Below are 26,879 nucleotides of genomic sequence, written 5' to 3' on the forward strand. Positions count from 1 at the left end.
CCCCGGAAGCGATGACCCGCCGTCTGCCGCCCACTCGTTGTCAATCGGACGTGGACGGTCGTCCGGCCAGGCCGCGCAGCAGCGTAAGTGCCAGCCACCCGAGCCAGCCCATCCCGACCACCAGCGTGAGCCGCTGGAAGAGCCCGCCGACCGGCGCCAGTGCGGTCTGCTGGGAGAACCCCGCGCTGGAAAGGAAGAACAGGGCCAAGAACACCACCGCGGTCGCCACCGAGTACGCCGCCCTGCCCCGATGACCGGCGCGGGCGAACCGATAGCCGACCACGCAGCAGGCCAGCGGCAGCCCGAGGAAGACGAGCGCCGAGAACGCGTCGTGCAGGTTTCCCGTCGTCGTCTGCGGGGCGGGTACCGGAGTGCCGGGCGGATAGTCGCCGACCGGGTCCGTGGCGAAGACGCCGGCGCCGAGCAGGCCCACCGCGACCCCGCCGAGCAGGATGGGCGCCCAGACGCCGGCGGCGTACATCCGTCGCAACGCCGGCCGGGACCCGACCGCGAAGGCGAGCAGGAGGATGCCGGTGAGGAGGAAGTTCGCGCGCTGGGTCCAGCCGTACTCCCCGAGCGCCAGCGAGCTCACCGGGTGCCGCAGGGCGCTGTAACCGGGACGGGTCGCTCCCTCGACGAGGAACGCGACGACGAACACGATCGGACCCACGACCCCGCAGGTGAGCAGAGCGCGTTCGCGGCCGGACGTGGACCGCGCAGCGGCCGGATGGGGCCGCGAGACTCCCTCGGACATGCGGCCATTGTCACCGAGTTCAGCGTTGTCGCGGCGAAGTCAGCCGGATCGCCACGTCCGATGCGCGTGTACGCCGAGCCGGTCCGGACTCGACAGTTTCCACAGCCAGCCGATCGGGCGCAGCCCGAGGCGCGCGGCCACCCGCTGGGAGGAGAGGTTGTCCGCGGACGTGCTGTAGAACGGCAGCCGCCCCGTACCCCGGGTCAACGTCGCCCAGTGCGCGGTGACCGTGGTGGCGAGCCCGCGCCCTCGCGCGTCCGGGTGGGTCCAGACTCCGGCCTCGGCGCCCCGGGAGTCGGCGACCGGAGTGTGCGCGACGGCGAGGACGAGTGCGTCGCGGACCGCGATCGCCCACGGGCCGAGCGACCCGCTGAGCAGGTCGGCCCACTCCTCACCGGTCCAGGTGGCGGGGGTCGCGGCGGCGCGCAGGACCTCCCTGGCCTCGGTCCCGTCGTCGGAGCGCACGATCCGTACGGCTGCCGCGTCGTTGTCGTACGTACGCCCGTCGGTGTTCGGCGTCACCGTGCTCGGGACCAGGTAACTCGGCCCGGCCGAGACCACCACCGGGCCGAGCGAGCCGGTGATTCGTTGCCGGCAGTACGAGAGAAACTCCGGCGGCCGACCGGGTTCGGCGTCCCCTTGCATGCCTTCCACCGCGGCCTCGAACGTCTTGGTCAGGTCGTCGGCCACGTCGTCGGGCACGTCCTCACCGACCGCCAGCATGTGGCCGTCGTCGGCGACGCCGAGGACGACGTGGTGTGCCTTCCGCAGTCGCCCGCGGGCGTCTCGGTTCCAGAGGACGTCCATCTCCGTGGCGAGCAGGTCGACGGATCGGGTAGCCGGCATGGAGGCAGACCCTACCGACGTCGTCGAGGACTCCGACAGTGCTTTCCGTCCGGGTGACGCGGCGCGGTCCGTACCCTCGCCCGTCGTGGCTTCCCGGGCCGGCCGTGATCACGTCACGCCGGGCCGCCGGCAGTACCACGGTGATAGCCGACTCCCGGGGGATGCCGGTGCCCGTCGCCCACGCGGTAGGCAAGGTCAGGTTGACAGGCAGCACGCGACATCTCCTCCGGATGTGCTCTGGGACACGACCTCGAAGCCGGCACGGGTGAGTTCCGCACGAAGCGCTTCCGGCCGCAGGTGGCGGCGATGCGGCAGATACCAGATGCCGTCGGTCCGCGTCGCGCTGTCCAGTTCCTCTCCGGCGGCGACCGGGGCCGGCACCTCCTCGTAGCAGATGCCGGTGGCCTCGTCGTACCGGAATCCGTCCTCGTAGTCACGCTCCGGCTCGTACATCGCCGTCGAGACCAGGTAGTGGCCGCCGGACGCGAGCCGGGCGCGCACCGCGGCGTACAGGTCGGCCCGGTCCGCGTCCGTGACGATGGATTGCAGGCAGAAGCTGTCCACCACGAGGTCGTACCTCTCGTCGGCGGGTACTTTCGCCAGTGCGCACATGTCCTGGACGTCGAACCTGATGTCAAGGCCGCGTTGCCGCGCGAACTCGCGAGCGAGTGCGATCGCCCGTGGGATCAGGTCGACGGCGTGGACCCGGAACCCCCGCGAGGCGAGGAAACAGGCTGCCGGACCGGTGCCACAGCCGTACTCGAGTACGTTCACCTCTGCCGGCGCCGGCAGGTCGAGTCGCGCCAGGGTGCGTTCGAGGAACCGCCGGTTGGGGAACTCCTCATAGGAGTTCGGGCTGCCGCTCTCGAAGAGTTCGTCCCACTGGGTGAGCCCGCGCCGTGCGATCTGTTCGTACGCGGCTTCGTGTTCGGCGTAGTAGTACGGCATGTCAGACCTCCGTGCTCGCGACCCGGGCCGGCGGACGCCGCCAGTCTTGCTGGTGCGGCAAGCACGTGTACAACGACTTTAGGACGCGTGCGCAGCCGGGAACGGCTCGCTCGGGCTTCAGGGGCGGAGGATTCTCTGCTGTCGATCCACCCACTCCGGCGGTACGTATTCGGGGTGGCCGTGTGCTCCCATGCGGACTTGCCATCCTTTGTGGTGGACGGTGACGTGGTGGTAGCGGCACAGGAGTACGCCGTTGTTCAGGTCTGTTGGGCCGCCGTGGTCCCAGGCGGTCATGTGATGGGTGATGCAGCGTGGTTCGGGGATGTTGCAGCCGGGGAAGTGGCAGTGGCTGCCGTCGCGGATCGCCAGAGCACGGCGCTGGTGTTCTTTGAAGTACCGGTCGGAGCGGCCGAGGTCGAGCACGTGCCCGTCTCCTGCGAGGACGACGGGGATGAGGTCGGCCTCGCACGCCAGCCGTCGCACGGTGGCGGCGGAGATGGCTTTGCCGTCGGTGCCGAGGTAGCGGGCTGATCCGCCGCCTCCGCATTTCGGGCACCCGTCGTGCGGGTCGATGGCAGCCTCCGACCCGGCCGTACCGGGTTTGGTGTTCGGTTGTGGGCGCTGCCCCGGTGTTCGAGGTGGCGGTATCCCGTCCCCGAGCGAACCTGTGTCGGGTGATGGCCGTTTCGGCTTACCTACTTGTGCCTTCCGGCCTTCGCCCTGGCCTGCTGCCTCCCGCGGTGTCGGTTCACCGGCGTGGCCAGGCTTCTTGGCCGCACTCCCAGCGGTGTTGGTCGCCTTCGCAGTCCCGTACTTGGGGTCGGTGCTGGGGCAGGTGCAGGGCCTGGGGCGGATGGGGGTGGCGGTGTCGTCGATGGTCCCCGCACCCGTGCCCTTCAGGAGGGTGTCGAGGGGGATGGTGACCGTGACCTGGGGTGGTCTGCCGCCGCGGACGGGTGCGGTGGAGGCGGCGGCGAGCAGGCCGAGCGCTTCGGCGAACGCGTCCCCGCGCCGCTGCTCGATCGAACGCAGATCCGGCTCCGGTCCTTTGTTGGGTTCGGCGAGGGGTTCGATGATCTTGCGGAGCAGTTCCATCTCCCACACCGGCAGGGTGATCCGCACCGACTCCGACTGCGGGATCCCGTTGGGGACGTAGCGAAGGGAGCGTTTCTGTTCGGCCTTGCGGTCCTTGCGCTCCAACTCCTCTCCCAGCAGCCGTTCGGCCTCTTCGGGGGCGATCCGTTCCAGCAGGGGCTCGCCCAGCCTGCGGAGCTCGTCGGGGTTGTGGGTCCGGGCGGCCTCGATCAGGAACTCCTCACCCCGGTCACGTTCGTCAGCACCGACGTATTCGGGGAGTTTCTTGATCGCCTCGGCGATCACGCCGGCCTGCCGGGCCGACACCACCCCCGCCGCCAACGCCTCACCGGTCAGCCGGGCCTCCTTATCCAGGACCCTGGCCAGCCCCACGGCGGCGGACGCTTCCTTCTGTGCGTACCGCTGCGCGGTGCGCAGGTAGACCGTGGCGTTCGGCGAGCCGGTCAGCTTCCCGATGTCACAGGCTTCGGCCTGGCGGACCAGGGCCAGTTCCAGTGCTTCGAAGCGGGCCTTCTTCGCCCGCGCCCTGGCGAGCACCAGCCCGCACTCCTCCGCGGTCAAAGAGCCCTTCGAGACCACCCACGCCTCGTCCAGGAACGGGTCCACCGAGTCGAGCGCAGCCAGGATCCGGTCGGCGGCACCGCCACCGGTCCAGGCACCCCACTCACTCGAAGACATGATCGAATGCTATCGGCGACCACCGACAAGCGAGCCGTTGTCCACAAGGGAAAGTCGACGAAGACGGGTGATGTCCGTAGGTACACGAGGTCACCTGTTCACCTGTGGATCGAAGCAGCGCCAACCGGCAGTCGCGCCGACTCGACGGTGACCGCTCGTAGTCGCCACGCGGGGGATGTTGACACCCCGTGAGTCCGGGCAACGAGTGCGCCGGTCGCCGACGTACGCCCCAGTAGAGTGCGGGGCGCCGCGGCACCCCGGCCGCGACGCAGAACGAGGGGACGCATGCATGTCTCGGTACGGACGCATCCTAATCAAACTCAGCGGCCAGGCCGTGGCGGGCGCGCAGAACTCCGGGTTCAGCGCGGACGCGCTCGACCACCTCGCACGAGAGGTCCTGCGCGCGCGTGACCTCGGCCTCCAGGTCGCGATCGTCGTCGGCGGCGGCAACGTCTTCCGCGGGAGTTCTGCCGACGAGTGGGGCATCGACCGCGTGGAGGCCGACAGTATCGGCATGCTGAGCACGCTGATCAACGCGATCCTCCTGCGGGGCAAGATCAGTGCGCTGAGCGACCACGACGTACGCGTGATGACCGCGATCCCGATCAACTCCGTCGCCGAGCCGTACATCCGGCTTCGCGCGCTCAACCACCTGTCCAAGGGCAAGATCGTCGTACTCGCCTGCGGCATCGGCCAGCCCTACGTCACCACCGACTACCCGTCGGTCCAGCGTGCCGCCGAGATCGACGCGGACGCGATCCTGGTTGCCAAGCACGGGGCCGACGGGGTGTACGAGAGCGACCCGAACGTCGACAAGGACGCGCGCCGCTACCGTTCGATCAGCTACGACCGGGTCCTGGCGCAGGGCCTGCGGGTGATGGACCAGGCCGCGTTCATCCTCGCCCGGGACCAGAAGCTTCCCCTGCACGTCTTCGACATCGACCGGGCCGGGGTGATGGCCGGCATCTGCCAGGGCGAGGAGCACGGCACCTACATCGCCGGCGACGTCCCGACCGAATGGGCGTAGGGCTCCGGCCCACCTCGCCGAACCACACGCAGGCCGTATCCCTCGTCAATGACTCCTTGACGAGGGATACGGCTCTGTGCAGATGAACGCGTTGATACAGGCTCAGCCCGCCAGTCGGGCAACGCCAGCGGTTCGACCCGGCGGAACGCCGCGGTGGAATGGCGTTGCTCGCCAAGCTCCCGCGCGGCGTTCGTCCGGCTCCATGCGTTCATCTTTCGCTAGCGGGCGATCCGGGTGATGCGGGCAGCAGCCTGGCGGGTGGCGATCCACGCCGCAGCGGTGGTGGCGAGCCGTAGGGCGTTCAAGCGATACCAGGTCCGCAGGAGTTCCTCCCGTTCAGCGGCCGGTGACTGCTCGGTGGCGAAGAACAGCCTGAGATTGAGGGGTACGAGAACGGCGGTCACCGCGGCACCGGAGATGGAGCAGGAGGCCGCGACGACGAGCCATCTCCGAGACTCCGGGCAGTCGTCCCATCCGGACCAGACCGCGGCGAGCGAGGCCGGAAACGTCGCAGGAACGGCGGGAACGTAGTAGCGCAGCGGACTTCCGGGACCGAGCGGCGAATGCGCACGCTCACACTCGGCGCCGGCAGCCAGCCGGTCCGGAACCCTGACCACGGCTTCGTAGAGATTGCCGAAGAACCAGTGAGCATGTCCGAGCTGGGCGAGCGTCAGCAGTCGCCCGGTGAGCCGTCGCCTGCGCATCGACCCATCGTAGGGAACTGCATAGAGTCAGGCCGTGACCATCAAGATCCGCGAGGCGACGCAGGCCGAGACGGCCGAGCTGGCGAGGCTCCGCTGGCGATCCACCTTCGAGCGCCAGCCGGGGCCGGAGCCGGTCGACGGCCTCGACGACTACGTCCGGAGCTTCTCGGCGTGGTGGGAGCGGCGCGAGGACTACGTGGCCGTGGTGGCGGCGGACGGAACGCGACTCGTCGGCGTGGGGTTCCTCGCGCTGGCCGGTCGCGTGCCCGTGCCGGGCGACCTGGACCGGCGTACCGGCGACATCCAGTCGGTCTTCGTATTGCCGGACTACCGCGGCCAGGGTATCGGTTCGATGGTCGTACGCGCGCTCGTCGACCACGGCCGGGAGCGCGGCTGCAGCCGGGTCACCGTCCATTCCGGCACCCGCGCGGTCCCGGTCTACGAGCGCGTCGGTTTCCAGCACGACCAGCACCTGATGGTGCATCCGCTCACCGACTGACCGCACGGCTGGTCAGGCCGGCGCCTCGCGGCGTATCGTCTGCTGGCCATGGAGCGCGCCATCCCCATCCTGCCCGCGGACGACCTGCGTACTGCTCGGAACTTCTACGTCGACGGACTGGGGTTCGCGGTCACCTTCGAGGCGTCCGAGGACGGTACGACCGGATTGCTGGGGCTCGAACGCGGGACGATCCGCCTCACGATCGACGCCCCGATGTCCGGGCACGGCCGACACGCCTGTGTCTCGTTAGAGGTCGACGACGCCGACTCCTACTACGACGAGTGGCGGCAGCGGGTCGAGATCGATGGCCCGCCGGAGAACGAGCCGTGGGGTGCGCGCACGTTCAACGTGATCGACCCTGCCGGCAACACCCTCTTCGTGATGGGCCCGACGCGGCAGGACGACGCGGCCTAGGCGTCGCCGTGGTGGGCGAACAGCAACGCGCCCGGGGAACTCTGGTCGAGGCCGAGCAGCATCTGGGCCGACACCGTGAGACCGGCGCCCTGGACCCATTCAGCCACCTGCTCCGGCCGGCGTCGGTGGACGTGGACCTTCATCGGGTGGCCGCCGTAGCCCTCCGTCTTCAGCGTCGAGCGGTCGCCGACGTGGAAGCCGAGCAGCAGCGGACCGCCCGGACGCAGCACCCGCCGGAAGTGCCCGAGCACCGTCGGCACCACCTCGTCGGGTACGTGGATCAGCGACCAGAACGCCACCAGGCCGGCGACCGAGGAGTCGGCGAGTGGCAGCTCGGTCATCGAGCCCACCTCGAACCGCAGCCCGGAGTGGTCACGGCGGGCCACGTCGATCATCGCCGGTGACAGGTCCAGGCCGAAGGCGTCGAGCCCCAGCGCGTGCAGGTGCGCGGTCACGTGACCCGGCCCGCAGCCCACGTCCGCCACCGGGCCGTCACCGGCGGCGTGCACGAGTTCGGCGAACACCGCCAGCCCCGCCCGCAGGTACGGCGCACCGGCCAGCGCGCCACGCAGCCGCTCGGCGTAGCTGGCCGCGACCGTGTCGTAGGAGGTACGGGTGTCCGCCAGCCAGTCCGTGGTCACAACGGCTTCCCGGGCGGGGCGGCGTCCTGGTCGAGGGTCACCTGCCGGCCACGCAGGACCGGGTGGCGTACGAGCCGGTCCACCAGGTCGGCCGGTCCGCCGACGCAGGTCCAGTCGTCGTCCCACATCGTCGACACCAGCCAGGAGTGGTCCGCGGGAAACATCAGATTGGGCAGCGCACCCAGCCAGAACGACCCGGCCTCCTGGTGCCGCCAGGTCGCTGCCTGCTCCGGCCCGGCCTCCACCAGCACGTACGGCCAACCGGTGTAGAGGGTGACCGTGGGCGCGTCGGGGAAGACGATGTCGTCGGCGCCGGTGTCGAGGTAACCAATCCACCACGGCTGGTCCGGCGACTGCTCGCGCAGCAGCGAGAGCAGGGCGCGGTCACGTTCGTACTGCTCGCCGGTCTCCTGGGGAAGGAGCACGGTGGCGTACGCCTCGAAGACCGGCGGAACGGCGGCGGTGATGGTCCGGCTGACGGAGGTGCCGCGCATGATCCACATGACATCGGCACCGGTCCCGATCCGCCACGTGCGTCCGTCCCGTTCTCTGGTGACCACCCGCTCAGGCTAGGGCAACCCTTGGCCACGTCCCGCTCACCCACGATGCCGCGATCCTGGTAGCGAGTGGGACTGGGCCGCTCGGGGTTGGTGGGGCTGGAACGGAGGGTAGGGGCACCGTACGCGAGAGGTCAGGGGCTTCAGCCGGCTGCTCACCGACCACCGGGGCACGACCATCTACACCAACAGCGGGCCCGGACAGGCCGGTGGCGACGGCTTCATCACCGGCGACGCACAGAACCGGACGTACACCTGGCAGGCGGTACGCGTCACACATGCGGCGCCGGCCGAGGTCGTCTTCACCCCCAGGTGACCATCGGATCAGAGGGTTCGGATGACCAGTTCGACGTCAAGAAGCGGCGACTCGACCTGGGGACTGTTGGCTCTGCTCGCTGTCGTCGTGACCGCCATGGTGACCCGCTGCCAGAGCCCACTCCCGACGAAGCGAGGAGTGCCGGTGAGCTCGGAGTTTCCGGTGCCCACCTCCAGTACGGAGGGGGGCCCGCATCCGTCGTACTCCCCGACGGTGGGGCCGACGAGCCTGGGCACCCGGGCACTCCCGGGGGGGCAGCCGGCTGCTTTCCGATCACCGCGGGTTCACGGTCTACGTCACCGACAGCTATCCCACAAGCCAGGCCGTCCCGCGCTGCAAGGGCGTGTGTACGAACATCTGGCGCCCGGTGGTGGTCGGGTCGGCGAGTGTCCGGTCGACGGTCGCCGGCGTGCCCGGGAAGACCTTCGGGACCCTTCCGCTGCCCGGCGGCCAGCACCAGCTCACCACCAACGGTCGCCGCGTCTACACGTTCGTGGTCGACAGGCTGCCCGGACAGACCCGCGGGCAGAAGTTCCGGACCAGCAGCGCGACCGGTGACGTCTACACCTGGTCGGTGGTCGTCCTTCCGTCGACCGCTACGGCGACGATCCGGTTGGAGCGATGAGTTGAAGCGATGAATACAAAGATGGGTACGGAGTCAGCATGATGAACCAAGCGCGGTCTCTGGACGACCGATTCACACCGCGCCCGCGGCCGCGCCGGCCCCAGACCGTCGTACGGGCCGCAGCCACCGTCGTGGCCGCGGTGATGGTCGCCACCCTGCTCACCGGATGCCAGCGAGGCTCACCGTCCGAACGCGGCAAACCAGCCGGGTGGGTGCCGAGCGCACTGCCGGCGTACACCGCGACGGTGCAGGCGGCGGCGGTGCGTACGCGCGAGGTCAAGGGCTACAGCCGCATCCTGACCACCACCCAGGGCCTCAGCATCTACGTCAACACCTTCGTCGCGGACCGGCCCGGGGAGCTTCAGGGCGACCTGTTCATCACCGGCTCGTCCAGCGGGCGGACCTACACCTGGCGTGCCGTACGAGTCCCGAAGAACGCACCCACCGACGTCGTCTTCAAGCCACGGAAGTGAACCGGTGACGAACCGAGCGCAGGCCCTGTGCGGACGCATCCCGCAGCGCAGACAGCGTGCGGCGGCAGGCGTCGTACGGTCGGCCATGGCCGCGGCGGTGGTCGCCGTGCTGCTGGCGGCCGGGTGCGGGGGAAACCCCAAGCCCTCCGAGCCCGACAAGGCGGTCGGCTTCGTGCCGAGCGCGCCGCCGGCGTACACGCCCACGGTCGGGCCGTCGACGTTGCGGACCCGGGACATCGCGGGCTTCAGCCGCCTCCTGACCGACCATCGCGGGCTGACCATCTACATCAACAACGCGCCAGTCGACTCCAAGGTGGGCGTGTGTGCCGGGTCCTGCACCTCGGTGTGGCATCCGGTCGTCGTGGGAACCGCCGACCTGGCGGACCCGGGCACGTTGGGCGTCCGGATCGGCGTCCTGGACCGTCCGGGCAGCCTGCACCAGATCACCGTGAACGGACGCCGCGCCTACACGTTCGTGGACGACAGGCCCGGGCAGGCAAGGGGCGACCGCTTCATCACCGGCGGACCGAAAGGGCGCACCTACACCTGGCGGGCCGTCGTGGTCCCCGACAACGCGCCCACCCGGGTCGTCCTCAAACCCAAGTAGGAGGCCGCCGCGTGGCGTACGGCCCCCCGGCGGGTGTCACGCGGCCCGGTCGGCGGCCTCGTCGGATGCAGGCTGTACGGCGGGCAGCGGGCGGACGCTGGCGGCGATGAGGAGGGCCAGGCCCAGCAGGGCGGCCACGACCACCAGGGCGCGCAGCACGGTGATGTGGTGGCCGAGGAAGCCGATGGCGGGCGGGCCGGCGAGGAACGCGCAGTAGCCGATCGAGGCGATGACGCTGACCCGGGCGGCTGCCCGCCGCGGGTCGTCCCCACCGGCACTCATGCCGACCGGGAAGCCGAGCGACGCGCCGAGGCCCCACAGCAGGGCGCCGACGTAGGCGAGGCTCGGCACCGGCGAGAAGACGAATACAGCCACGCCGAGGATGCCGATCAGGGCGATGGTGCGGACCACGCGGACCCGGCCGTACCGGTCCAGCAGCCCGGGCCCGAACCAGCGACCCGCCGTCATGGCGGTGAGGAAGCCGGCGAAGGCGAGTGTGCCCAGCGGGGCCGACACCCCGTGACCGTCGATGGCGGCGACGCTGATCCAGTCGTTGCCGACTCCCTCGGCGAAGGCGAAGGTGAGGACGAAGAGCCCGATGAGCAGGGTGCGCGGCTCCCGCCAGGCGGTCAGCGCACCGCCACCCCGGGGCTGCTCGGCGCCGTCCTGGCCGGCCTCGTCCTGCTCCGTCCCGTCGTGGTCGGGGACGAACCGCCGCGTGAACCACACCACGGGGATCACCACCAGCACCGCGACCGCGGCCAGGTGCACGGCCACCTCCACGTGCAGCGCCACCATGGCGGCGCCGACCAAGGCGCCGGCGACGGTGCCGAGGCTGAAGCCGGCGTGGAAGCGGGACATGATCGACCGGGCGAGGTGGCGTTCGACCACCGTGCCCTGGACATTCATCGCGACGTCCCAGGCGCCGTTGCCGAAGCCGAGCAGGAACAACCCGATCACCACCGGGACGACGCCGATGAGCGAGCCGAGAGCCGCCGTGGTCAGGCCGACGCCGAGCAGGATGGCCATCGCCCTGACGGTGCGGGCCGAACCGATCCGGGTGACGACCGGCCCGGACAACGGGAGCGCCAGCAGGGAACCCACGGCGACCGCGAGGAGCACCAGGCCGAGCGCGGCCGAGTCGAGTTCGAGGCGGTCGCGGATCTGCGGGATCCGGGAAGCCCAGCTGGCGAACGCGAAACCCGAGCCGATGAACGCGGCGTAGGTCGCCGCCGTGGCGGCGCGAACCGCGGTCGGCGTCGTACGTCCGGCAATGGTCGAGGTCATGGCGTCCTTAGGGGGCTGAAGGGGCGCGAGAACGAAGCGGGCGAGGAACGGCACCGGTCCGCGCGCGTACGGCCGACCCTAGAACACCGCTCCGACGTCGCCACCGCCCGGGAACTGGGGGCGTTCCCCGAAGAGCTCGTATCCCCGGTCGCTTCGCCGGGCCGCCCCGGACAAAGCGGTGGATACGTGACACCAGCCTGCGCACGTGATCGCAAGACGAAGGACGACGGGTTCGACGGCACTCACCTGGCGGAGCTGCTGAGCCGTCATGCGGTCACCCGGATCGCCCTCGGCGGGGGCATGTCGGAGATGTGTGTCGCCGCGACCGCCCGAACCGCCCTGGCGCGCGGCCTCGGCCTCGTGATGCCGCACGACGGCCACGCGACGTACGACATCGGTGTGGCCCCTGGCATCGCCGACCCGGTGCCGGCGGCGATGGCCTCGCGCGTGGCGGAGTGGTCGCTCGGGGAGGAGGTCGAGATCCGAACCATGGTGGGCTTCGCGGTGCAGGCGCTGGAGGCCGCTGCTCAGCTGTAGCTCTTCGGAGTGCGAGGGCTGTCGGTGGGGTCTGGGATCCTGCGCGGCATGGACGACGGCGAACTGATCGACGTAGGGGACGTGACGCTCTTCGTACGCCAGCTCGGTGAGCGCCGGCGAGACAAGCCGTCGTTGCTGGTGCTGCACGGTGGGCCGGACGTGGGCCACAGCTACCTGCTGCCCGGGTTCGAGCCCCTGGCGCGTGACCATCACGTGGTCCTGTTCGACTTTCGCGGGTGCGGGCGGAGCAGTCGCGGTCTGCCCGAGGAAGCTCTGCAGCCGGAGTACGTCGTCGAGGACGCCCGTCGGCTGGTCGACGTCCTCGGGCTGGGGCAGGTCGACCTGGTGGGCTTCTCCTCCGGAGGGCGCGCCGCCGTGCAGTTCGTGAACAGGCATCCCGGCCAGGTGCGCCGACTCGTGCTGGCCTCGAGCTCGGCGTACAGCTCCGCCGACAACGAGCCGTATCTGCGGGACTAGGAGGAGTACCAACGACGTCAGCGGGCAGAGGACGCCCAGCACGGCGCGCTGCGCAACTCTACGATCTTCGTCTGGAATCTCCACCTGGCACCCGCGTATCTCGACCTGATCAGGGACCTGGACGAGGGTGACTGGAGCCACGAGGCCTACCTCGCCGGGCGGATGCATCCGTGGTTCACCGGTGATCCGGAGGAGATCCTGCGGACCTGGGGGAAGCCGATCCTCATCCTGCACGGAGAAAAGGACATGGGCTTCCCCGTACAACTCGCCCGACGTCTGCACGCCGCGCTGCCCACCAGCGAGCTGGCGACCATCGAGGACACCGCGCACATGTGCCACTTCGAGAAACCCGAGGTCTGGTCCGAGCACATCCGTACGTTCCTGAACGGGAATGCCTTGGACGGACCGGCGGCGGGTTCCTAGTGTTCGCGCATGGACCTTTCGGAGATCACCCGACTGACAGAGGTCAACCGGCGAGCGTGGGACGTGGTGGCGCGGACACGCCCCGATGGACTGAGGTCCGCCGAGTCCTTTGCCAGGGGTGTGGGGAACTTCGATCCGTCGGAGCTGCCCATCTCCAGCCGGGCGACTATCGTGGCATCCTGTCTCAGGCGCGATGGCCACCTGCTCCTGGAGGAGATGCATCCTCTACGCGGCTGCTTCGTGGGCGATGTCGTGACAGCGTTGGCCCGAGCAGGAATGCGCATCGAACTGCTGGACGAGTACTTCTCACCTCCGGAGTCCGCCGACGTCCCGGCCGCTGACGTCGAGCAACTGGGCAGGTTCCCGAACGACTTCACTCTGCTCGCGAGGAAGGACGCCGACCGGTAGGCCCGCCACTTGAACGCGAAGAAGGAGAATCAGGGTGACGATTCGGCGGATGGATCACGTGAGCGTCGTCGTCGACGACCTCGAGGCTGCCAAGGCGTTCTTCCTCGAGCTCGGCATGGAACTCGAGGGCGAGGCGCCGATCGAGGGACCTGAGGTGGACCGGCTCAACGGGCTGGACGGGATCCGAGTCGACATCGCGATGATGCGGACCCCGGACGGCCACGGCAAGCTCGAACTGACGAAGTTCCACACCCCGACCGCGGTCCCTGCCGAACCGAAGAACGCGCTCGGGAACACGCTGGGTCTGCGTAGCATCATGTTCGCCGTCGACGACCTCGACGCCACGGTCGCCGGCCTGCGAGCCCACGGCGCCGAACTCGTCGGTGAGGTGGTGCAGTACGGCAACAGCTACCGGCTCTGCTACGTCTTCGGCCCCGAAGGGATCATCGTCGCGCTGGCCGAGGAACTCGGCTGACGGCCCAGGAATCCTCGAAGATGCCCACCGCGCGCCGCATGCCCCAGCTCGTGGAGCCGATCCACCTGGTGACGTGCTTCTGCCAGGAGCCGGACGCACTCGACCAGCTCGTCGCCGACCTCGAGTCCATCGCCGCCACGATCGAGGCCGCGGGCTCACGTTAGCCAGGGGAGGGCCATGGGAGACCTGACGCACGTACTGTGGATCGGCGGCCCCGCTGCTGCCGGCAAGACGACGGTGAGCCGGCTGCTGGCAAGACGTCACGGCCTGCGGTGGTACAGCGTGGATGCGCACATGATGGAGTACCGGGACCGTGCGGCGGCGGCAGGGGTCGCCTTGCCGGGTGAGGGTCCGGGTGACTTCGACCGCGGTCCGATGATCTTCGAGGATCTGCGTTCTCTGCCGGGGCCCCTGGTGGTGGTCGAAGGTGCCCTCGTCACGCCCGGCCTGGCCGCGTCCACGGGCAACGCGGTGTGGCTGATGCCGTCGCAGGAAGAACAGCGAACCAGGCTCGAGAAGCACCACCCGGAAGGCGTGCACCATGGCTATCTGTGGGGCTGGCAGCTGGTCCGGGACCAACTCGACGCGGCAGCGAACGCGGCCACCATCGTCGTCGACAATCAGTCCGTGAGTCAGACGGTCGCCGCTGTCGAGAGTCACTTCGCCAGGCAACTGGCGGCGGGTCCGACAGCGCAGGATGTGCAAGAACGGTGGCAGTTGCTGCGCTACGCCAACGAGGTCGCTGTCAGCAACAGCTTCAAGGCGTTCGCGCGGGCCTCCGTACCCCCCGATGCCAGTACGGTCGTCCGGACGTACGACTGTGAATGCGGTGACCCGGCCTGCGACGCCCTGGGGGAACTGCCCGTGAGCGATGCAGCTGCCGCGCTGACCAGTCCACCGCCGTCACTCCTCGCGCGGGGAAACCACACAAGGAGCCGTCCTCGTGAGTGAGCTGCCTGGTGGCCGCATCAACAAGGTCGTGCGCATCGGCAACACGGTTCGGCGACGGCCACCCGGTCGTCCTGACGATACCCGCGCGCTGCTGAACCACTTCGAAGACCGTGGCTGGGCCGGCGCCCCTCGCTTCCTGGGCGTCGACGACGAGGGCCGCCAGATACTCAGCTACGTTCCAGGATGGGTTCCGCTGCCCAGGCTGGTGGCGCAGCCGGCTGAAAGCCAGGTCGCTCCCCCAGGGGTGTGGTCGGACGAGAGCCTTGCCGGGGTGGCCAGGCTCGTACGGGAGTTCCACGATCTCACCGCAGCGACCCCGCTTGCCGAGGATCAGGAGACCCTCTGTCACAACGACCTGACCCCGAACAACACTGTTTACCGTGACGCCGGCGACGGATCCTTCCGCCCGGTGGCGTTCATCGACTGGGACGACTCGACTCCAGGGCCGCGCATCCACGACGTGGCAGACATCTGCTGGATGTATCCGTCGGCTCGGTTCGCACCCGACCGCCCCGACCCGAAGACGCTGGGACGGTTGATGCGCCTGATGTGTGACGCCTACGGGCTCCCCGACCGTTCCGCGCTGATCACGATCGTCCTGACGCGCCATGACCAGACCTGGCGCGGAATCGCGGACCTCGCCGACGCCGGGCACAAGGGCTACCAACTGCTGCGTGACCTGGGCGCGGTGGAATTCGGACACGCCAACTACGAGTGGACCAAGGCGCACCGGGTGGAGATCGAGCACGCGCTCTGTGACGCTTGAGCCCGATCAAGGGTCGCAGGAATTCAGCCTCGGGCCTTCGGCGCTGCTTGTTTGTGCTCGGTCCAATGGCTCAGAAGCGGGGAGCTCTCCGGTCGCAGGGCGCGGTCGAGGTGCTCGACGACGTTTCCGAGTTCCATGCAGGCACGTTCGAGTTCCTGGCGCGTACGGTTGCGTTCGGTGAGCGCGACCGACAACAGGAGCCCGGTCAGGGCGATGGAGCCGTTGAAAGCCTGAAGAATCACCATCGTGCCCATGAGATCGCGGCCTTCGAACGTGCCGTACCCGTGCACCGCGGCGTGGATGGCCACGGCGGACAGCAGCACGCCGACCGGTGCCGCACCCGGCAACTGGAATCGCCAGGCGGCCAGCACCAGCACCGGGAATGCGAGGAACGAGACACTGAACGCGGTTTCGCCGATCACCATGAGCGCGAACGATGCCGCCAGCATGACCGCCACTTCCGCGATTCGTCTGACGTCGACATAGCGGTAGCGACGCCACGGAACCTTGATCAGCGTCAGCAGGAGCGGTGCCACGATGAGCACGCCCATCGCGTCACCGGTCCACCAGGTCAGCCAGTAGGTGCCGAAGGAAGCGAGTGGTATCAGGCCGGACAGCACCAGCAGAGAGGTGCCGATCGTGGAACTGATGAGCATCGCGCCGAGCGCGGCGAGGAACACCAGTGCGAGTGCGTCCTTCAGGCGATCCAGTTCAGGTCGGAAGCCCGTTCGTCGCAACGCCCAGTACGCGGCCAGGCAGGCCAACGTGGTCCCTGCCGCGGTGGGAACGACGGTGGCCACGGGGCCGGTGAAGATGTTGACGATCGCCGAACCCACGAAGATCCCGGGCCACATCTCGGGTCCGAGCACGAGAAGGGCGACCAGGGCGATCCCGGTGGGCGGCCAGAACGGGCTGATGGACCCACGCTCCAGTCCGATCAGCAGGCCGATCTGGGCAGAACCATACAGAACGGCCGCCAATCCGAGGTTCAGGAGCACCATCGTCAGCGGTCGCCGGAGCAGTTGCCCGTATCGCTCCACGCCACACACGCTAGGACGGCTCCCGGAAAGTCCAAAACGCCGAGGATATGGTCCGGCGACCGCCCAGGTCACAAGATCGCGTACCGGATCTTCCACAGTTCGTACCTTGACTGTTACGTAACCGGTTGGGTACGTTTCTCGCGGGCGCGAACGAAGGAGTACCAGATGACCAGCACCACCGGTGGCGGCACTCGCATCCTGGGCAGCCTGGGGGCTGTCGACGGCAAAGGCCTCGTACGCGTCGAGGACCGCTACGACACCGACATCGACGACCTCTGGTCGGCACTCACCGATCCGGATCGACTGGCCCGGTGGTACGGCACGGTCGAAGGCGACCTTCGTGCCGGCGGAGAGTTCCGGACCTATCTCGAAGGTCCGGACCTGCGTGGGGTCGGTCGGGTGGAGACGTGCGAGCCCCCGCGCCGCCTGCGCGTGGTGACCAGAGAGACCGACGAGTCCTGGCAGCGAAGTGGTGGCGTCCCGCCCTTCGACCAGACCCTCGAGGCCACGCTGACCGTCGACGGAGATCGCACGGTCCTCGTCATCGAGGCCCACGGCATGCCCCTGGACAAGGTCGCCGCCTACGGGGCCGGGTTGCAGATCCACGTCGAACACCTGGCGGCCCACGTCGCCGGTCGCGGGCCCGGAGACGACGACGGGACACGATGGGGCGAACTCGTCCCTGCCTACCAGCACCTTGCCGCCGCCATCCGCTCGGCTGGCTGAGGAGGAGTACGGGCAATGGGCCCTATGCCGCAACCGCGCGTGGGCTGAAGCAGTCGATGACCACGCGTTCGACCCGAGGGGACTCCTGCGCCGTGGTGGCGTAGAGGCAGAACGGATGCCCGTCCGGGTCGGCTTAGACGCGGAACCCTTCGTTGTCCTGAAGCTTGGACGCGCCGAGCCGTTGAACGAGTCCCTCGCCGTCGTCCAGATCGGGTACGGAGATGTCGAGGTGCATCTGTTGCGGGTACTCCGGGTCCGGCCAGCGCGGCGGACGTTAGAACACCACGTTCTGGAGCTCGATGCCCGTTTCGGTGATTGATCTTGCTCCTGGCGATCTGAGGCGAGTCAAGCCGGCACGGTCGATACTGGCCGCGGGACCAGTCACCCGCCACTATGAGCGTGTGAACATCTCTGCGCGGGTCGTCGTGGGGTGGCTGGGGCTGGCATGCTTCGTGCCGCTGTTGTTCCTCTACCTCGTCAGCGGGCTGGTCGCGCCGTGGTGGGCGGTCGCGGGCTTCGGCGTGGTCTGGTGCCTGTTGTTCGTCACCGCCCTGCGAACGTTTCGGCGCCGGCCGCTGCTGGCGCTCGCTCTGCCGCTCCTGGGGCTGGCGTGGTGGTTCGCGGTGCTGTGGTTCGGGGACGTGTTCTTGAACTGGACCGCCTGATGTCAACCCGCGATTCGACGAGGCGTTCGGTCGTCGTCCGCCTTCCCATCTGCATCGACGACAAGGCGACGAAGACGTGTCACAGGTGCCGGTCGAGGCCGGCTACACCTGGCTCCGGGATCCGGACGGGGGATCCTCCCTGATCGTCGGATGGACTCGCTGCCTGTGAGGAAGCCGGTTGAAATGCCCATGACCGTCGCTGGAGGGCGGTGCTAGCGTCCGTCTGATGGACGGCCCGACAACTGGTGACGCCTTCGGCGAGCTTCTTCGCGCCGCTATGGAAGGGCGCCCTTCCCTTGGCGCCATCGAGAGAGACGACGGTGTGCTCGACCCCCACGATGGCCGCATCTATCTCGGCGGCATCCACGAGTGGAGCGAGCTGGACCGGATCGCGTGCGCCCGCGTGGTGGGGAAGACGCTCGATGTCGGCTGCGGCGCGGGTCGGCACAGCCTTCATCTGCAGGAGAAGGGTTTCGACGTCACCGGGATCGATCCGTCTGCCGGGGCATGCGAGGTGAGCCGTGCGCGTGGCGTACGGAAAGTACGTCGGACCAGCGTCGAGGACGTTCCCCGCCTTGAGGAACGCTTCGACACCTTCGTGCTTCTCGGCAACAACCTCGCGTTGCTGGGATCACCGGAGCATGCTCCGATCGTGCTCGACGCACTCGCCCAGGTGGCTTCGCCGAACGCCAAGGTGCTGGGCGGGAGTAGGGACCCCTACCGCACCGACGCGAAGCTCCATCTGGACTACCACGCCCACAACCGGAAACGTGGCCGGCCTGGAGGGCAGACCCGGATCCGAAGTCGGTTCGAGAGACTCGCCGACCCGTGGTTCGACTACCTCTTCTGTTCGCGCGACGAACTGGTCGGCCTGACGAAGAACTCGGCCTGGCGGCTCGCCGAGTTCGACGAAGACGGGGCCGGCTATCTCGCGGAACTCCGCCTGCGCTGACCAGAGGGGGACGCCGACGTGGAGGGACACGATCATCGTGGGAGCCAGTAGCTTGCCGTGGATGAGCGTCCCCGATCCTTCGCCGGACCAGTACCTGTCGACCCTTCCCCGGAAGCGAATGGGAGCCGGCGTGCTACTTCTGGATCCGGATGGGGCGCCTCCTGGCCGTGGACTGGGTGCCGCCGAACGAGGGTCGGACGGAGGGGGTGATGATGATCTTCGACGGCGGATTGGTGCCGCCTGATGTCGCTGCGGAGACAACCGTGCCGGTGGAGGAACTCCGCGGGTGTGGCGTGATCCGGGTGGCCACGTTGTCGCCCAACTGGCGGAGCGATCCTGAGTAGCCCGAATCGCCCACTGCTAGGGTGACGGCCGTGTCGGTCGGTGAGCCTTGGCGGGACCTGGCGAGTGACTACGAGAATGCGCGGCAGCGTCCGGATTCTCTCGATCGCATCCTCGAGTGGCCGATGCAGCAGGAAGTCATCGGTGATCCGCAAGGGCTGCGGATCCTGGACCTCGGCTGTGGGAGCGGTGCGAAGGCGGTGCACTGGGCCCGACACGGTGCGGCCGAGGTTGTCGGCGTGGACATCACCGGTCAGTTCGTCCCCGATCCGCCGGACAACGTTCGACTGATCAGCGGGGACCTGTCTGACCCCGACGCCATCGACGAAATACGCGGTCGCGTCTACGACCGAATCCTCTTCCTCCAGTCCCTCAGCTACGCCAAGGACCAGGTGCACACGCTGCGCAGCGCTCGCGGTCTGTTGGCGCCGCAAGGCCGGATCATCGTTCAGCGATCCCACCCCGTTCGATTCGCTGTCGAACGGGCCGAAGTCAACGGCACCAGCCTCGGCGAGGAGTACTACTCGACCGACCCGTACCAGTACGCCTCCCGCTGGAACGCGAACGTGACTCTCACCCGCAAGACCCAGACGATCGCTGACATGCTCAACGCCTTCGCCGCCGCAGGGCTTCATGTCGAACGAGCCATCGAGCCGCAGTTGACCCCGGAGAACCAGAACCGCTATCCCCACAAGCAGGAGTGGCTCAATAGGCACCTCGGCGTGGTTCTCTTCGTCCTGCGAGCGATCTGACGGGTCAACTTCGAGGCCGCGCCGACCAACACAAGCGCCCCGGCAACGGCACGTTGCGCATATTACGATTGGGTCGTATATCAGTCCCATCCGGTAATGGCGCGGACCGGGTACGGCTGCGCCGTGGCGCTAAGGCGTTCTGGGCGCAATATGGAGGTCGGCAGGCTGGCCGGGTGATGATGGCACCGGAGCAAGCACGGGTGCATTGATCTCAGCGGGTCAGGCTCGTCCCCTGGAGGTACTCTGCTTATGCTTGGCCCAGTGTCGGAGAGAGGACGTTTTGTCCGGCCGCATAGCGTGGTCGAGATGGGCGATGACGTCTCCGAGTTGTGTGCAGGTGCGTTCGAGTTCCTCGCGTGAACGCTCGCGTTCACTGATGGCGACGGACAACAGGAGCCCGGTCAGGGCGATCGAGCCGTTGAGCATCTGAAGTATCGCCATCGTGCAGAGCAGATCGTGGCCGGCGAACGTGCCGTACCCATGAACCGCGGCGTGGATGGCCACTGCAGAGACCAGCAGCGCGACGGGTGCCGCGCCCGGCAGCTGGAATCGCCAGGCGGCGAGGACCAGCACCGGGAACGCCAGGAACGACACCCCCAACACCTTTTCGCCGACCAGCATGATGCCGAGCGTCCCAACTATCAGGAGTGCTACCTCCGTGAATCGTTCGGAGTCGATGTAGCGATATCGGCGCCACGGAAGCTTGCTCAGAGTCAGCAGCAGTGGCGTGACGATGAGGACGCCCATCGCGTCGCCGGTCCACCAGGTCAGCCAGGAGGGAAGGAGGTAGCCGAGGGGCACCACCCCGGTGATCAGCAGCACCGCTACCCCGACCGTCGAACTGATGAGCATCGCTCCGAGGGCGGCGATGAAGACAAGCGCGAGGGCATCCTTCAAGCGATCCAACTCGACCCGGAAACCTATCCTGCGTAGTGCCCAGTACGCAGTCAGGCAGGCAAGGGTCATGCCCACCGCGGTGGGGACGGCGTTGATCGCCGGGCCGGTCATCACGTTGCTGACCGCCGAGCCCAACAGGATTCCGGCCCACATCTCGGGCCCCAGAAGAAGGAGCGCCGCCACGGCGATCCCGGTAGGTGGCCAGAACGGGCTGATGGATCCGCGATCCAGCCCGATCACCAGGCCAATCCGCGCAGACCCATACAAGGCGGCCGCCAACCCCAGGTTCAGAAGAACCACCATCAGCGGCCGTCGGAGCAGTCCCTCGTATCGCTCCACCAGCCACACGCTAAGCCGGTCCCCCGAAAGTCCAAAACGCCCGGGGACCTTCAGGCCCGTAGTTGGCACGCTGAGGCGCGGAACTTGCCGACGAGCGGGCACGTCGTTCTGCCCGCCCGGCGAGAAAATCCATTGCGAGGGGCCGGCACCGCATGTCTGATTGACCGGCCGCCAGTCACGGGAGAGAACAGGACGCCCATGTCGTTGCCCACCCCCACGCTGCTCACCGCTCGTCTTCGGCTGCGTCCCTTCGCCGAGACGGACGCGGACGACCTCTTCGCGCTGCACAGCAGCGCGTACGTGCTGCGTTACTGGGACTCGCCGCCGTGGACCGACCGTGCGCGCGCCGAGCGGTTCATCGCGGCCTGCCGGCAGACGGCAGCGGAGGGTACCGGGGCGCGGCTGGCCGTCGATCGTGTCTCCGACGGGGCGTTCATCGGCTGGTGCAGCCTGAACCGGTGGAATCCGGACTACCGCAGCGCGGCGCTGGGCTACTGCTACAGCGATGCGGCGTGGGGCCAGGGCTACGCGACCGAGGCCGCGCGCGGCTTGTTGCGGTGGGCCTTCGACACGCTGGACCTGAATCGCGTCCAGGCTGAGGCGGACACGCGCAACGTGGCGTCTGCTCGCGTGCTGGAGAAGCTCGGGTTCGTGCGTGAAGGGACGTTGCGGGAAGACTGCATCGTGGACGGCGAGGTTTCCGACTCGTGGGTCTACGGGCTGATCCGGCGAGAGTGGCGGCCATCGACCGAGCCGGACACCCTGCTTGCGGGCTGACGCGAACCCTGTTTGCGGCTCGATGAGCACCAACTCGGATATCCGTTGGCGGGAGCCGTCGACGGCGGGATAGGACAGGGGTCCATGGGAACTGCAGAGCGTGCCGGATCCGCCAAGATCCGTGCGGCAGTGGTCAACCACAACACCTCGCCATGGACCGAGCTGGCCGTGCGCTCCCTCTTCGCGCAGGATCCCGACCTCGACATCACCCTGACGATCTACGACAACGCCTCCACCGATGACCAGACCAGCCTTCGCCGTGCGGCTGGCAAGTTCGGCGTGCCGATCGTGGCATCCGGCTTCACCACCGAGACGCTGAACAACTCTCATGGCGAGATTCTCCGCCGGTTCGTCCTGGATCCGGCCAACGCCGACTGCACCTACTTCCTGTTCCTCGACACCGACGTCTGCCTCACCCAGCCCGGAACGATCCAACGGCTCATCGAGACCCTGCTCACCCACGAGGACGCGTTCGGAACGGCGCCGCGCATGTCCTGGGACGGCGAGACGGAAACACCGGAGGAGCGGGAGCGAGCGGAACGCTCGGGGCTCTACGAGACCCGGCTGCACCCGTGCTGTGCGCTGGTGCGCAACACCCCGCTGTTCCGTCGTGTCGTCGAGGAGGTCGGCCTCTCCTGCGCGAGCTACCTATGGGCTGAGAGCAGCCAGTACCTCGACACCTTCGAACTGATGACTCGGGTCATGCGCACCCACGGCCTTCGCCACGTGATCGCCGACACGCTTGTGATGCATGCTTTCGGAGTCTCGTATCCGAACGCTTGGGAGAACACGCTTCCCGCCAAAGTGGCGCGACGCGATGAATGGCTGGCCCGCCTCGACTCACGATGAGGAGTCCGGCTGGGCGGTCAGCCTGAAGGACCGGCGGGCTTTGGCCGGTGCCTGACTCGGGTCGCGGAGACCGGGCCCGCAAGCCCCTGCGGCTCGGACCTGGCGGTTCGGTGACTACCTCAAGTTGGGGCAAGATGGCTTCGATGGACGCTTCGGCAACCGGGTATCCGCTTCCGCCCAGTGAGGTGACGGGCCGGCTGGGGGTTCAGGTCGAGGGGTACCTGGGTGGGAGGGCGAACACCCAGTGGCTGGTCACCGCCGCCGGATCGCCCCTCGTTCTCCGCCGCTACCCCGCGGAGCCCCTCGGCGACGTGGGCTATGAGTTGAGCGTTCTGCGGCGTCTGAACGCCATGGGCTGGCCAGTCCCCGTACCGGTCGACGATCCGATCGATGTCGATGGGCATACCTGGTGCTTGTTCAGTCGGTTGTCAGGGGCGTCGCGGACCGTTGCTGATCCCAAGGCCGAGCAGCGTGCGCGCGGACGCCTCCTGGCAGAGCTGCATGCGGATACGGAGACCCTCGGTGATCTGGGGCAGCGGCCAGGATGGCACCGTGCCGAGGCGGTGGTGGCCGATTCGGAGCTGTACCGGGGATTGGCGGCCTATCAACGTCTGTTTCCATGGCAGGCCCGCCTCCTCCGGTGGCATGCCGAGCGTGCACACGAACGGTTCGACGCATTGGATCTTGGCAACCGCTGTCTCATCGTGCTGCACAGCGACTTCAATGCGAGAAACCTGCTCTTCCAGAACGGGAAGCTGACGGGCATCGTGGACTTCGAAAGTACGCATCTCAACCACCGCGCTTCGGAGTTCGCGCTGGCGTGGCAGGGAAGGTACGACGAAGTTCTGCACGGCTACGAAGAAGTGCGGCCGCTCGACGAGGTCGATCGGGCCCTCCTGGCTCCCACGCTGTGGTCGTGGGTCCTGCTCGGCGTTGCGGAGAACATCCGACGCATGACGTCAGACTCGATCGAGCCTCACGGTTTCGACTGGCAGGTAGGCAGGCTCCTGCGCCGATCGCCGCTCATGGGCAGTGAGGCGGCGCCGTACCCCGGCAACTGAGGTGCATTGCATGACAGGCGGCACCCAGCTGGGAAGGTTGAGGCGAGCTGACGTCGCCTGAATCGGGCCCGGTCAGGCGGGTTCGAAAACCAACGGCTTGCTCAGCCCGGCTTTGTGGGACCTCGCATACGCAGCCTGGCGGTTCGTACCGCTCTACAGCGACTCAACATGGCGCGGCCGGCAGAGAAGGCGTCGAGGGTTCGAGTGATCTGAAGTGGGCGGACTGTCGCTGCTGCGACCTCCGGCCGGTACGATACGGACGACTGCACCGAAGACTATCCACGAGGTATCGAATTCATGAGCCGACCGGCAAACGATTTTGAATTCCTGGCCAATTGTCTCATCGATGCAGAATTTAGCGAGCTTCCTGGCTACCAACGCAACAAGGTGCGGGATTCCTATCGGTTGTCGGATCGACGACGGCTTTTGATCTCGACTGACCGTCAATCTGCTTTCGACCGCATCTTGGCCGCCGTACCTTACAAGGGTCAGGTGCTGACCCAGACAGCGCGCTACTGGTTCGACGAAACCGCAGGTGTCTGTCCAAACCATGTGATCTCCTACCCAGACCCGAACGTGGTCATCGTCAAAGATCTCGACATGCTCCCGATCGAACTCGTCGTCCGGTCATACCTCACCGGTTCGACCAACACCAGCCTTTGGCCCATGTATGACCGAGGCGAGAGGGTGCTGTACGGCCACGAGTTTCCCGATGGCATGAAGAAGAACCAGAAGCTGGCCCGACCGATCATCACACCGACGACGAAGCCGGTCCACGGTGGGCACGACACGCCGATCATCGAGTCGGAGATCCTCCGGACCCGGCTGGTGACGGCCGTGCAATGGCACGAGCTGGTGGAGAGAAGCCTGGCTTTGTTCGCCCGTGGACAGGAACTGGCGGCCGAGAAGGGTCTCATCCTGGTGGACACCAAGTATGAGTTCGGCCTTGATGAAGACGGGATGATCGTTGTCGCCGATGAGATCCACACTCCGGACTCCAGCCGATTCTGGATCGCCGACACCTATCAGGACAGGTTTGATGTCGGCGAGGAGCCGGACAGTCTGGACAAGGAATTCCTGCGGTTGTGGATCGCGAGCCAGTGCGACCCCTACCAGGACCCGGTCCCGGACATCCCCACCGAGACGTTGATCGAGTTCAGCAACAAGTATGTCGCCTTGTTCGAGCGCCTGACCGGCCTGGAGTTCGAGAAGCCGCACCCAACGGTCTCCGTGCGCGCTCGTATCCACGACGCGCTGGCCAAGGAGTTGCCTGAGTACTTCTAAACGAAAACGGCTGTCGTCCAAGTCGAGCGGTCTCGGCGGGATGCGGCCCATTATGGTGGCTGACGACGAAGGCCCAGGCGTCCCGATCATGGGGTTGGTCTGGGCCTTTATGCGACGATGAGCTCGCCGGTCGGCTCCGTGCGGACGTGGCGGCGGCCAAAGGGGCGGGATATGGCCGCTTCGAGTTCAACCTCTTCGTAGTGGAGTCGTTCTACGCCGAGGGCCATGTGGCCGAGACTGTCGGGTCGACCCAGGCGCATCATCGTCCCACCCGCTCCGTCTTGACCTTGTGATCCGTAGATGCAGCTCGATCGGGACTTGCTCGTCCGCGCTCCGAATGTCGTCGACCAGGTGCTCATCGTCGCCGGACGTTGCAGGTCGTTGGAGTCAGGGTGGGGTCAATACTGGCTGGTCTAGTGAACCGATGTGCTGCGAGACTTGGTACGTGTGCGACCAATCAACACCGTTCGTCGGCGAGCCGGCTACCGATCCGGCGTTGCTGAGGATCCTGGCGGCCGCTGGTCTGCCGGCAACCGGGCGCTTTATTCGAAAGGCCGGCTGGGTTAGCCGCGTGTGGATCGGCGACGAACACGTCGTACGACTGAACAACGACGAACGGTTCCGCGACGCGTATCGCCACGAGGCTGCCGTCGTCAACCTGCTCGCCGGCAGCGAGGTCCCACACGCCCGGCACCTCGCCCACGGCGACGGCCCGGACGGGCCGTGGTACGTCTCCGAACGCGTGCCCGGCCGAACCATGCACGAGGCGTGGCCGGCGGCGGACTCGCACACTCGCCAAGCGATCATCGAAAGCTTCGGCGCTGCATTGCGCGCCCTACACCGGGTTCCTGTCCCGGCGGGCCTGCTGCCGCCCTGACTGGCCGACGCGCTCGCCGGCAAGCCGCCGGCTGCGTTCCACCCACCCGTCGTGAGTGCGGCGCTCCAGCAGGTCGAGGATGCCCGGCGACTGCCCGGTCATGACTCGCGCCTACTCGCGGACGTCGCCGATTGGATCCAGGAGCGGCTGGCGTTGTTCGCCGCCGACGAACCCGTCCTCGTCCACGGTGATTTACATGGATCCAACGTGATCGTCGACCAAGGACGCGTCACAGCTGTTATCGATTTCGCGGAGGCGTTGGCTCAGCCTGCGGATGTCGAGCTCGACACCATCCTGCGCTGGTGCGCGAAGGCGCGAGAGTTCCCACCCGTACCCGACGGACGAGGGCTCGACGAGACCACACTCACACAGGTCCCCGGATGGCTGCACGGCGCGTATCCGGAGCTGTTCGAGCGCGAGCATCTGCGCGAGCGGTTGAACTTCTATGACATGCAGGGTGAGCTCGCGCTGTACGCACACCACCCCCAGCCTGACGAACGCGAAGGGGCGCAGGACCGCATGGCTCGCCTGCTTTCCGGCCATAACCATCTAGATGGACTCGTCTGGTAGGTCGTCTTCGCGCCTACACGGGATCGTTTCTCTGCCCCCGAATCTTGGACGCGTGAGCTGGCTCAAGTCCGTCACGGCCGCCACCCGCCGCTACGCACTTCCGACGGGCCAAGATCGGATCCTCCAGGGCACTCCAGGCCCGTGTCGTGCCAGATGCGTGCCAGATCACGGGAATGATCATGGTCTGCGGCGGTCAACGGCGGTCACAACCGCCAAGGCCGCACGGCGGGCTGATCCTCC

Annotated in this window: 33 protein-coding genes and 1 pseudogene; 23 read left to right on the forward strand and 11 right to left on the reverse strand. The window is 67.8% G+C overall.

What is annotated here, in order from left to right:
• Positions 1–40: 40 nt before the first annotated feature.
• From ABZV93_RS06185 to ABZV93_RS06200, 4 genes are all read right to left on the reverse strand, one after another.
• Positions 41–754, reverse strand: a complete 714-nt coding sequence (locus tag ABZV93_RS06185) for a DUF998 domain-containing protein (protein ID WP_354931180.1) — start codon at positions 752–754, stop codon at positions 41–43.
• Between the two features lie 39 nt (positions 755–793).
• Entirely contained in the window at positions 794–1,600 is an 807-nt protein-coding gene (locus ABZV93_RS06190) for a GNAT family N-acetyltransferase (protein ID WP_354931183.1), read from the reverse strand.
• 195 nt (positions 1,601–1,795) lie between these two features.
• Complete coding sequence (locus ABZV93_RS06195) at positions 1,796–2,548, reverse strand: class I SAM-dependent methyltransferase (RefSeq protein ID WP_354931186.1); 753 nt, start codon at positions 2,546–2,548, stop codon at positions 1,796–1,798.
• Between the two features lie 117 nt (positions 2,549–2,665).
• Positions 2,666–4,321 carry a DUF222 domain-containing protein gene (locus tag ABZV93_RS06200; RefSeq protein ID WP_354931189.1) on the reverse strand — a complete coding sequence of 552 codons (1,656 nt, stop codon included), beginning with the start codon at positions 4,319–4,321 and terminating at the stop codon, positions 2,666–2,668.
• 289 nt (positions 4,322–4,610) lie between these two features.
• Here ABZV93_RS06200 and pyrH point away from each other — a divergent pair, with 289 nt between their 5' ends.
• Positions 4,611–5,348 (forward strand): UMP kinase, encoded by a 738-nt coding sequence (gene pyrH, locus ABZV93_RS06205; protein WP_354931191.1) that lies wholly within the window; start codon positions 4,611–4,613, stop codon positions 5,346–5,348.
• A gap of 218 nt (positions 5,349–5,566) precedes the next feature.
• On the opposite strand, the gene ABZV93_RS06210 is transcribed toward pyrH, so the two are convergent.
• Positions 5,567–6,052 (reverse strand): anthrone oxygenase family protein, encoded by a 486-nt coding sequence (locus ABZV93_RS06210; protein WP_354931194.1) that lies wholly within the window; start codon positions 6,050–6,052, stop codon positions 5,567–5,569.
• 34 nt (positions 6,053–6,086) lie between these two features.
• Here ABZV93_RS06210 and ABZV93_RS06215 point away from each other — a divergent pair, with 34 nt between their 5' ends.
• Together ABZV93_RS06215 and ABZV93_RS06220 are read left to right on the forward strand one after the other, a co-directional pair.
• Positions 6,087–6,551: a GNAT family N-acetyltransferase gene (locus ABZV93_RS06215; protein ID WP_354931197.1), complete on the forward strand. Its 465-nt coding sequence runs from the start codon at positions 6,087–6,089 to the stop codon at positions 6,549–6,551.
• Between the two features lie 48 nt (positions 6,552–6,599).
• Positions 6,600–6,965: a glyoxalase superfamily protein gene (locus ABZV93_RS06220; protein WP_354931200.1), complete on the forward strand. Its 366-nt coding sequence runs from the start codon at positions 6,600–6,602 to the stop codon at positions 6,963–6,965.
• Here ABZV93_RS06220 and ABZV93_RS06225 read toward each other — a convergent pair.
• The 3 genes from ABZV93_RS06225 to ABZV93_RS06235 form a co-directional block, all read right to left on the reverse strand.
• A complete protein-coding gene (locus tag ABZV93_RS06225; protein WP_354931203.1) occupies positions 6,962–7,606 on the reverse strand; it encodes a class I SAM-dependent methyltransferase in 645 nt (214 codons plus the stop codon). The two genes, ABZV93_RS06220 and ABZV93_RS06225, sit on opposite strands and share 4 nt — an antisense overlap.
• Positions 7,603–8,166 (reverse strand): hypothetical protein, encoded by a 564-nt coding sequence (locus ABZV93_RS06230; protein ID WP_354931206.1) that lies wholly within the window; start codon positions 8,164–8,166, stop codon positions 7,603–7,605. Before ABZV93_RS06230 ends, ABZV93_RS06225 begins: the two co-directional genes overlap by 4 nt.
• Positions 8,167–8,487: 321 nt before the next feature.
• The gene (locus tag ABZV93_RS06235) at positions 8,488–8,715 is read right to left on the reverse strand and encodes a hypothetical protein (RefSeq protein WP_354931209.1); all 228 of its coding nucleotides are present in this window, start codon (positions 8,713–8,715) and stop codon (positions 8,488–8,490) included.
• 173 nt (positions 8,716–8,888) lie between these two features.
• Here ABZV93_RS06235 and ABZV93_RS06240 point away from each other — a divergent pair, with 173 nt between their 5' ends.
• Genes ABZV93_RS06240 through ABZV93_RS06250 form a run of 3 tightly spaced genes read left to right on the forward strand, consistent with a single transcriptional unit; the run spans position 8,889 to position 10,184 of the window.
• Positions 8,889–9,104 carry a hypothetical protein gene (locus tag ABZV93_RS06240; RefSeq protein ID WP_354931212.1) on the forward strand — a complete coding sequence of 72 codons (216 nt, stop codon included), beginning with the start codon at positions 8,889–8,891 and terminating at the stop codon, positions 9,102–9,104.
• Positions 9,105–9,142: 38 nt separating this feature from the next.
• The gene (locus ABZV93_RS06245; RefSeq protein WP_354931215.1) at positions 9,143–9,577 is read left to right on the forward strand and encodes a hypothetical protein; all 435 of its coding nucleotides are present in this window, start codon (positions 9,143–9,145) and stop codon (positions 9,575–9,577) included.
• Positions 9,578–9,581: 4 nt separating this feature from the next.
• Complete coding sequence (locus tag ABZV93_RS06250) at positions 9,582–10,184, forward strand: hypothetical protein (RefSeq protein ID WP_354931218.1); 603 nt, start codon at positions 9,582–9,584, stop codon at positions 10,182–10,184.
• A 36-nt stretch (positions 10,185–10,220) separates the two neighbouring features.
• On the opposite strand, the gene ABZV93_RS06255 is transcribed toward ABZV93_RS06250, so the two are convergent.
• On the reverse strand, positions 10,221–11,471 hold the full coding sequence (locus ABZV93_RS06255) for an MFS transporter (RefSeq protein ID WP_354931221.1): 1,251 nt from the start codon (positions 11,469–11,471) through the stop codon (positions 10,221–10,223).
• 186 nt (positions 11,472–11,657) lie between these two features.
• On the opposite strand from ABZV93_RS06255, the gene ABZV93_RS06260 reads away from it, so the two are divergent.
• From ABZV93_RS06260 to ABZV93_RS06295, 8 genes are all read left to right on the forward strand, one after another.
• Positions 11,658–12,008 (forward strand): isochorismatase family protein, encoded by a 351-nt coding sequence (locus ABZV93_RS06260; protein WP_354931224.1) that lies wholly within the window; start codon positions 11,658–11,660, stop codon positions 12,006–12,008.
• 48 nt (positions 12,009–12,056) lie between these two features.
• Positions 12,057–12,485 (forward strand): alpha/beta fold hydrolase, encoded by a 429-nt coding sequence (locus ABZV93_RS06265; protein ID WP_354931227.1) that lies wholly within the window; start codon positions 12,057–12,059, stop codon positions 12,483–12,485.
• A gap of 162 nt (positions 12,486–12,647) precedes the next feature.
• Positions 12,648–12,908, forward strand: coding sequence for an alpha/beta hydrolase (locus tag ABZV93_RS06270; protein ID WP_354931230.1), 261 nt, complete (start codon positions 12,648–12,650; stop codon positions 12,906–12,908).
• 9 nt (positions 12,909–12,917) lie between these two features.
• Positions 12,918–13,316, forward strand: a complete 399-nt coding sequence (locus ABZV93_RS06275) for a hypothetical protein (protein WP_354931233.1) — start codon at positions 12,918–12,920, stop codon at positions 13,314–13,316.
• Positions 13,317–13,350: 34 nt separating this feature from the next.
• Positions 13,351–13,791, forward strand: a complete 441-nt coding sequence (locus ABZV93_RS06280; RefSeq protein WP_354931236.1) for a VOC family protein — start codon at positions 13,351–13,353, stop codon at positions 13,789–13,791.
• A gap of 38 nt (positions 13,792–13,829) precedes the next feature.
• A complete protein-coding gene (locus ABZV93_RS06285) occupies positions 13,830–13,955 on the forward strand; it encodes a hypothetical protein (RefSeq protein ID WP_354931239.1) in 126 nt (41 codons plus the stop codon).
• 13 nt (positions 13,956–13,968) lie between these two features.
• A complete protein-coding gene (locus ABZV93_RS06290; protein WP_354931242.1) occupies positions 13,969–14,742 on the forward strand; it encodes a hypothetical protein in 774 nt (257 codons plus the stop codon).
• Positions 14,735–15,508, forward strand: coding sequence for an aminoglycoside phosphotransferase family protein (locus tag ABZV93_RS06295; protein ID WP_354931245.1), 774 nt, complete (start codon positions 14,735–14,737; stop codon positions 15,506–15,508). The genes ABZV93_RS06290 and ABZV93_RS06295 overlap by 8 nt, the downstream gene beginning before the upstream one ends.
• A gap of 23 nt (positions 15,509–15,531) precedes the next feature.
• On the opposite strand, the gene ABZV93_RS06300 is transcribed toward ABZV93_RS06295, so the two are convergent.
• Positions 15,532–16,620, reverse strand: a complete 1,089-nt coding sequence (locus tag ABZV93_RS06300) for an MASE1 domain-containing protein (protein WP_354931248.1) — start codon at positions 16,618–16,620, stop codon at positions 15,532–15,534.
• A gap of 93 nt (positions 16,621–16,713) precedes the next feature.
• Between ABZV93_RS06300 and ABZV93_RS06305 the strand changes: the two genes are divergently transcribed.
• The 4 genes from ABZV93_RS06305 (at position 16,714) to ABZV93_RS06320 (ending at position 19,985) form a co-directional block, all read left to right on the forward strand.
• Positions 16,714–17,274, forward strand: a complete 561-nt coding sequence (locus ABZV93_RS06305) for an SRPBCC domain-containing protein (protein ID WP_354931251.1) — start codon at positions 16,714–16,716, stop codon at positions 17,272–17,274.
• 401 nt (positions 17,275–17,675) lie between these two features.
• On the forward strand, positions 17,676–17,939 hold the full coding sequence (locus ABZV93_RS06310; protein ID WP_354931254.1) for a hypothetical protein: 264 nt from the start codon (positions 17,676–17,678) through the stop codon (positions 17,937–17,939).
• A 226-nt stretch (positions 17,940–18,165) separates the two neighbouring features.
• A complete protein-coding gene (locus ABZV93_RS06315; protein ID WP_354931257.1) occupies positions 18,166–18,891 on the forward strand; it encodes a class I SAM-dependent methyltransferase in 726 nt (241 codons plus the stop codon).
• A gap of 374 nt (positions 18,892–19,265) precedes the next feature.
• Positions 19,266–19,985 (forward strand): class I SAM-dependent methyltransferase, encoded by a 720-nt coding sequence (locus ABZV93_RS06320; RefSeq protein WP_354931260.1) that lies wholly within the window; start codon positions 19,266–19,268, stop codon positions 19,983–19,985.
• A 219-nt stretch (positions 19,986–20,204) separates the two neighbouring features.
• Here ABZV93_RS06320 and ABZV93_RS06325 read toward each other — a convergent pair whose 3' ends face one another.
• Positions 20,205–21,221: an MASE1 domain-containing protein gene (locus ABZV93_RS06325; RefSeq protein WP_354931263.1), complete on the reverse strand. Its 1,017-nt coding sequence runs from the start codon at positions 21,219–21,221 to the stop codon at positions 20,205–20,207.
• Between the two features lie 198 nt (positions 21,222–21,419).
• Here ABZV93_RS06325 and ABZV93_RS06330 point away from each other — a divergent pair, with 198 nt between their 5' ends.
• The 5 genes and pseudogenes from ABZV93_RS06330 to ABZV93_RS06350 all read left to right on the forward strand — a co-directional run bounded on the left by ABZV93_RS06330 (position 21,420) and on the right by ABZV93_RS06350 (position 26,639).
• The gene (locus ABZV93_RS06330) at positions 21,420–21,998 is read left to right on the forward strand and encodes a GNAT family protein (RefSeq protein ID WP_354931265.1); all 579 of its coding nucleotides are present in this window, start codon (positions 21,420–21,422) and stop codon (positions 21,996–21,998) included.
• Positions 21,999–22,082: 84 nt separating this feature from the next.
• A complete protein-coding gene (locus ABZV93_RS06335) occupies positions 22,083–22,847 on the forward strand; it encodes a glycosyltransferase (protein ID WP_354931268.1) in 765 nt (254 codons plus the stop codon).
• Between the two features lie 143 nt (positions 22,848–22,990).
• Complete coding sequence (locus ABZV93_RS06340) at positions 22,991–23,908, forward strand: phosphotransferase (RefSeq protein WP_354931271.1); 918 nt, start codon at positions 22,991–22,993, stop codon at positions 23,906–23,908.
• A 297-nt stretch (positions 23,909–24,205) separates the two neighbouring features.
• A complete protein-coding gene (locus tag ABZV93_RS06345; RefSeq protein ID WP_354931274.1) occupies positions 24,206–25,192 on the forward strand; it encodes a phosphoribosylaminoimidazolesuccinocarboxamide synthase in 987 nt (328 codons plus the stop codon).
• Between the two features lie 496 nt (positions 25,193–25,688).
• Positions 25,689–26,639 (forward strand): annotated as a pseudogene (locus ABZV93_RS06350) (phosphotransferase).
• The last annotated feature ends 240 nt before the right edge of the window (positions 26,640–26,879 follow it).

It is taken from the genome of Actinopolymorpha sp. NPDC004070 (assembly GCF_040610475.1).
In the GTDB taxonomy this organism is placed as follows: Bacteria; Actinomycetota; Actinomycetes; order Propionibacteriales; family Actinopolymorphaceae; genus Actinopolymorpha.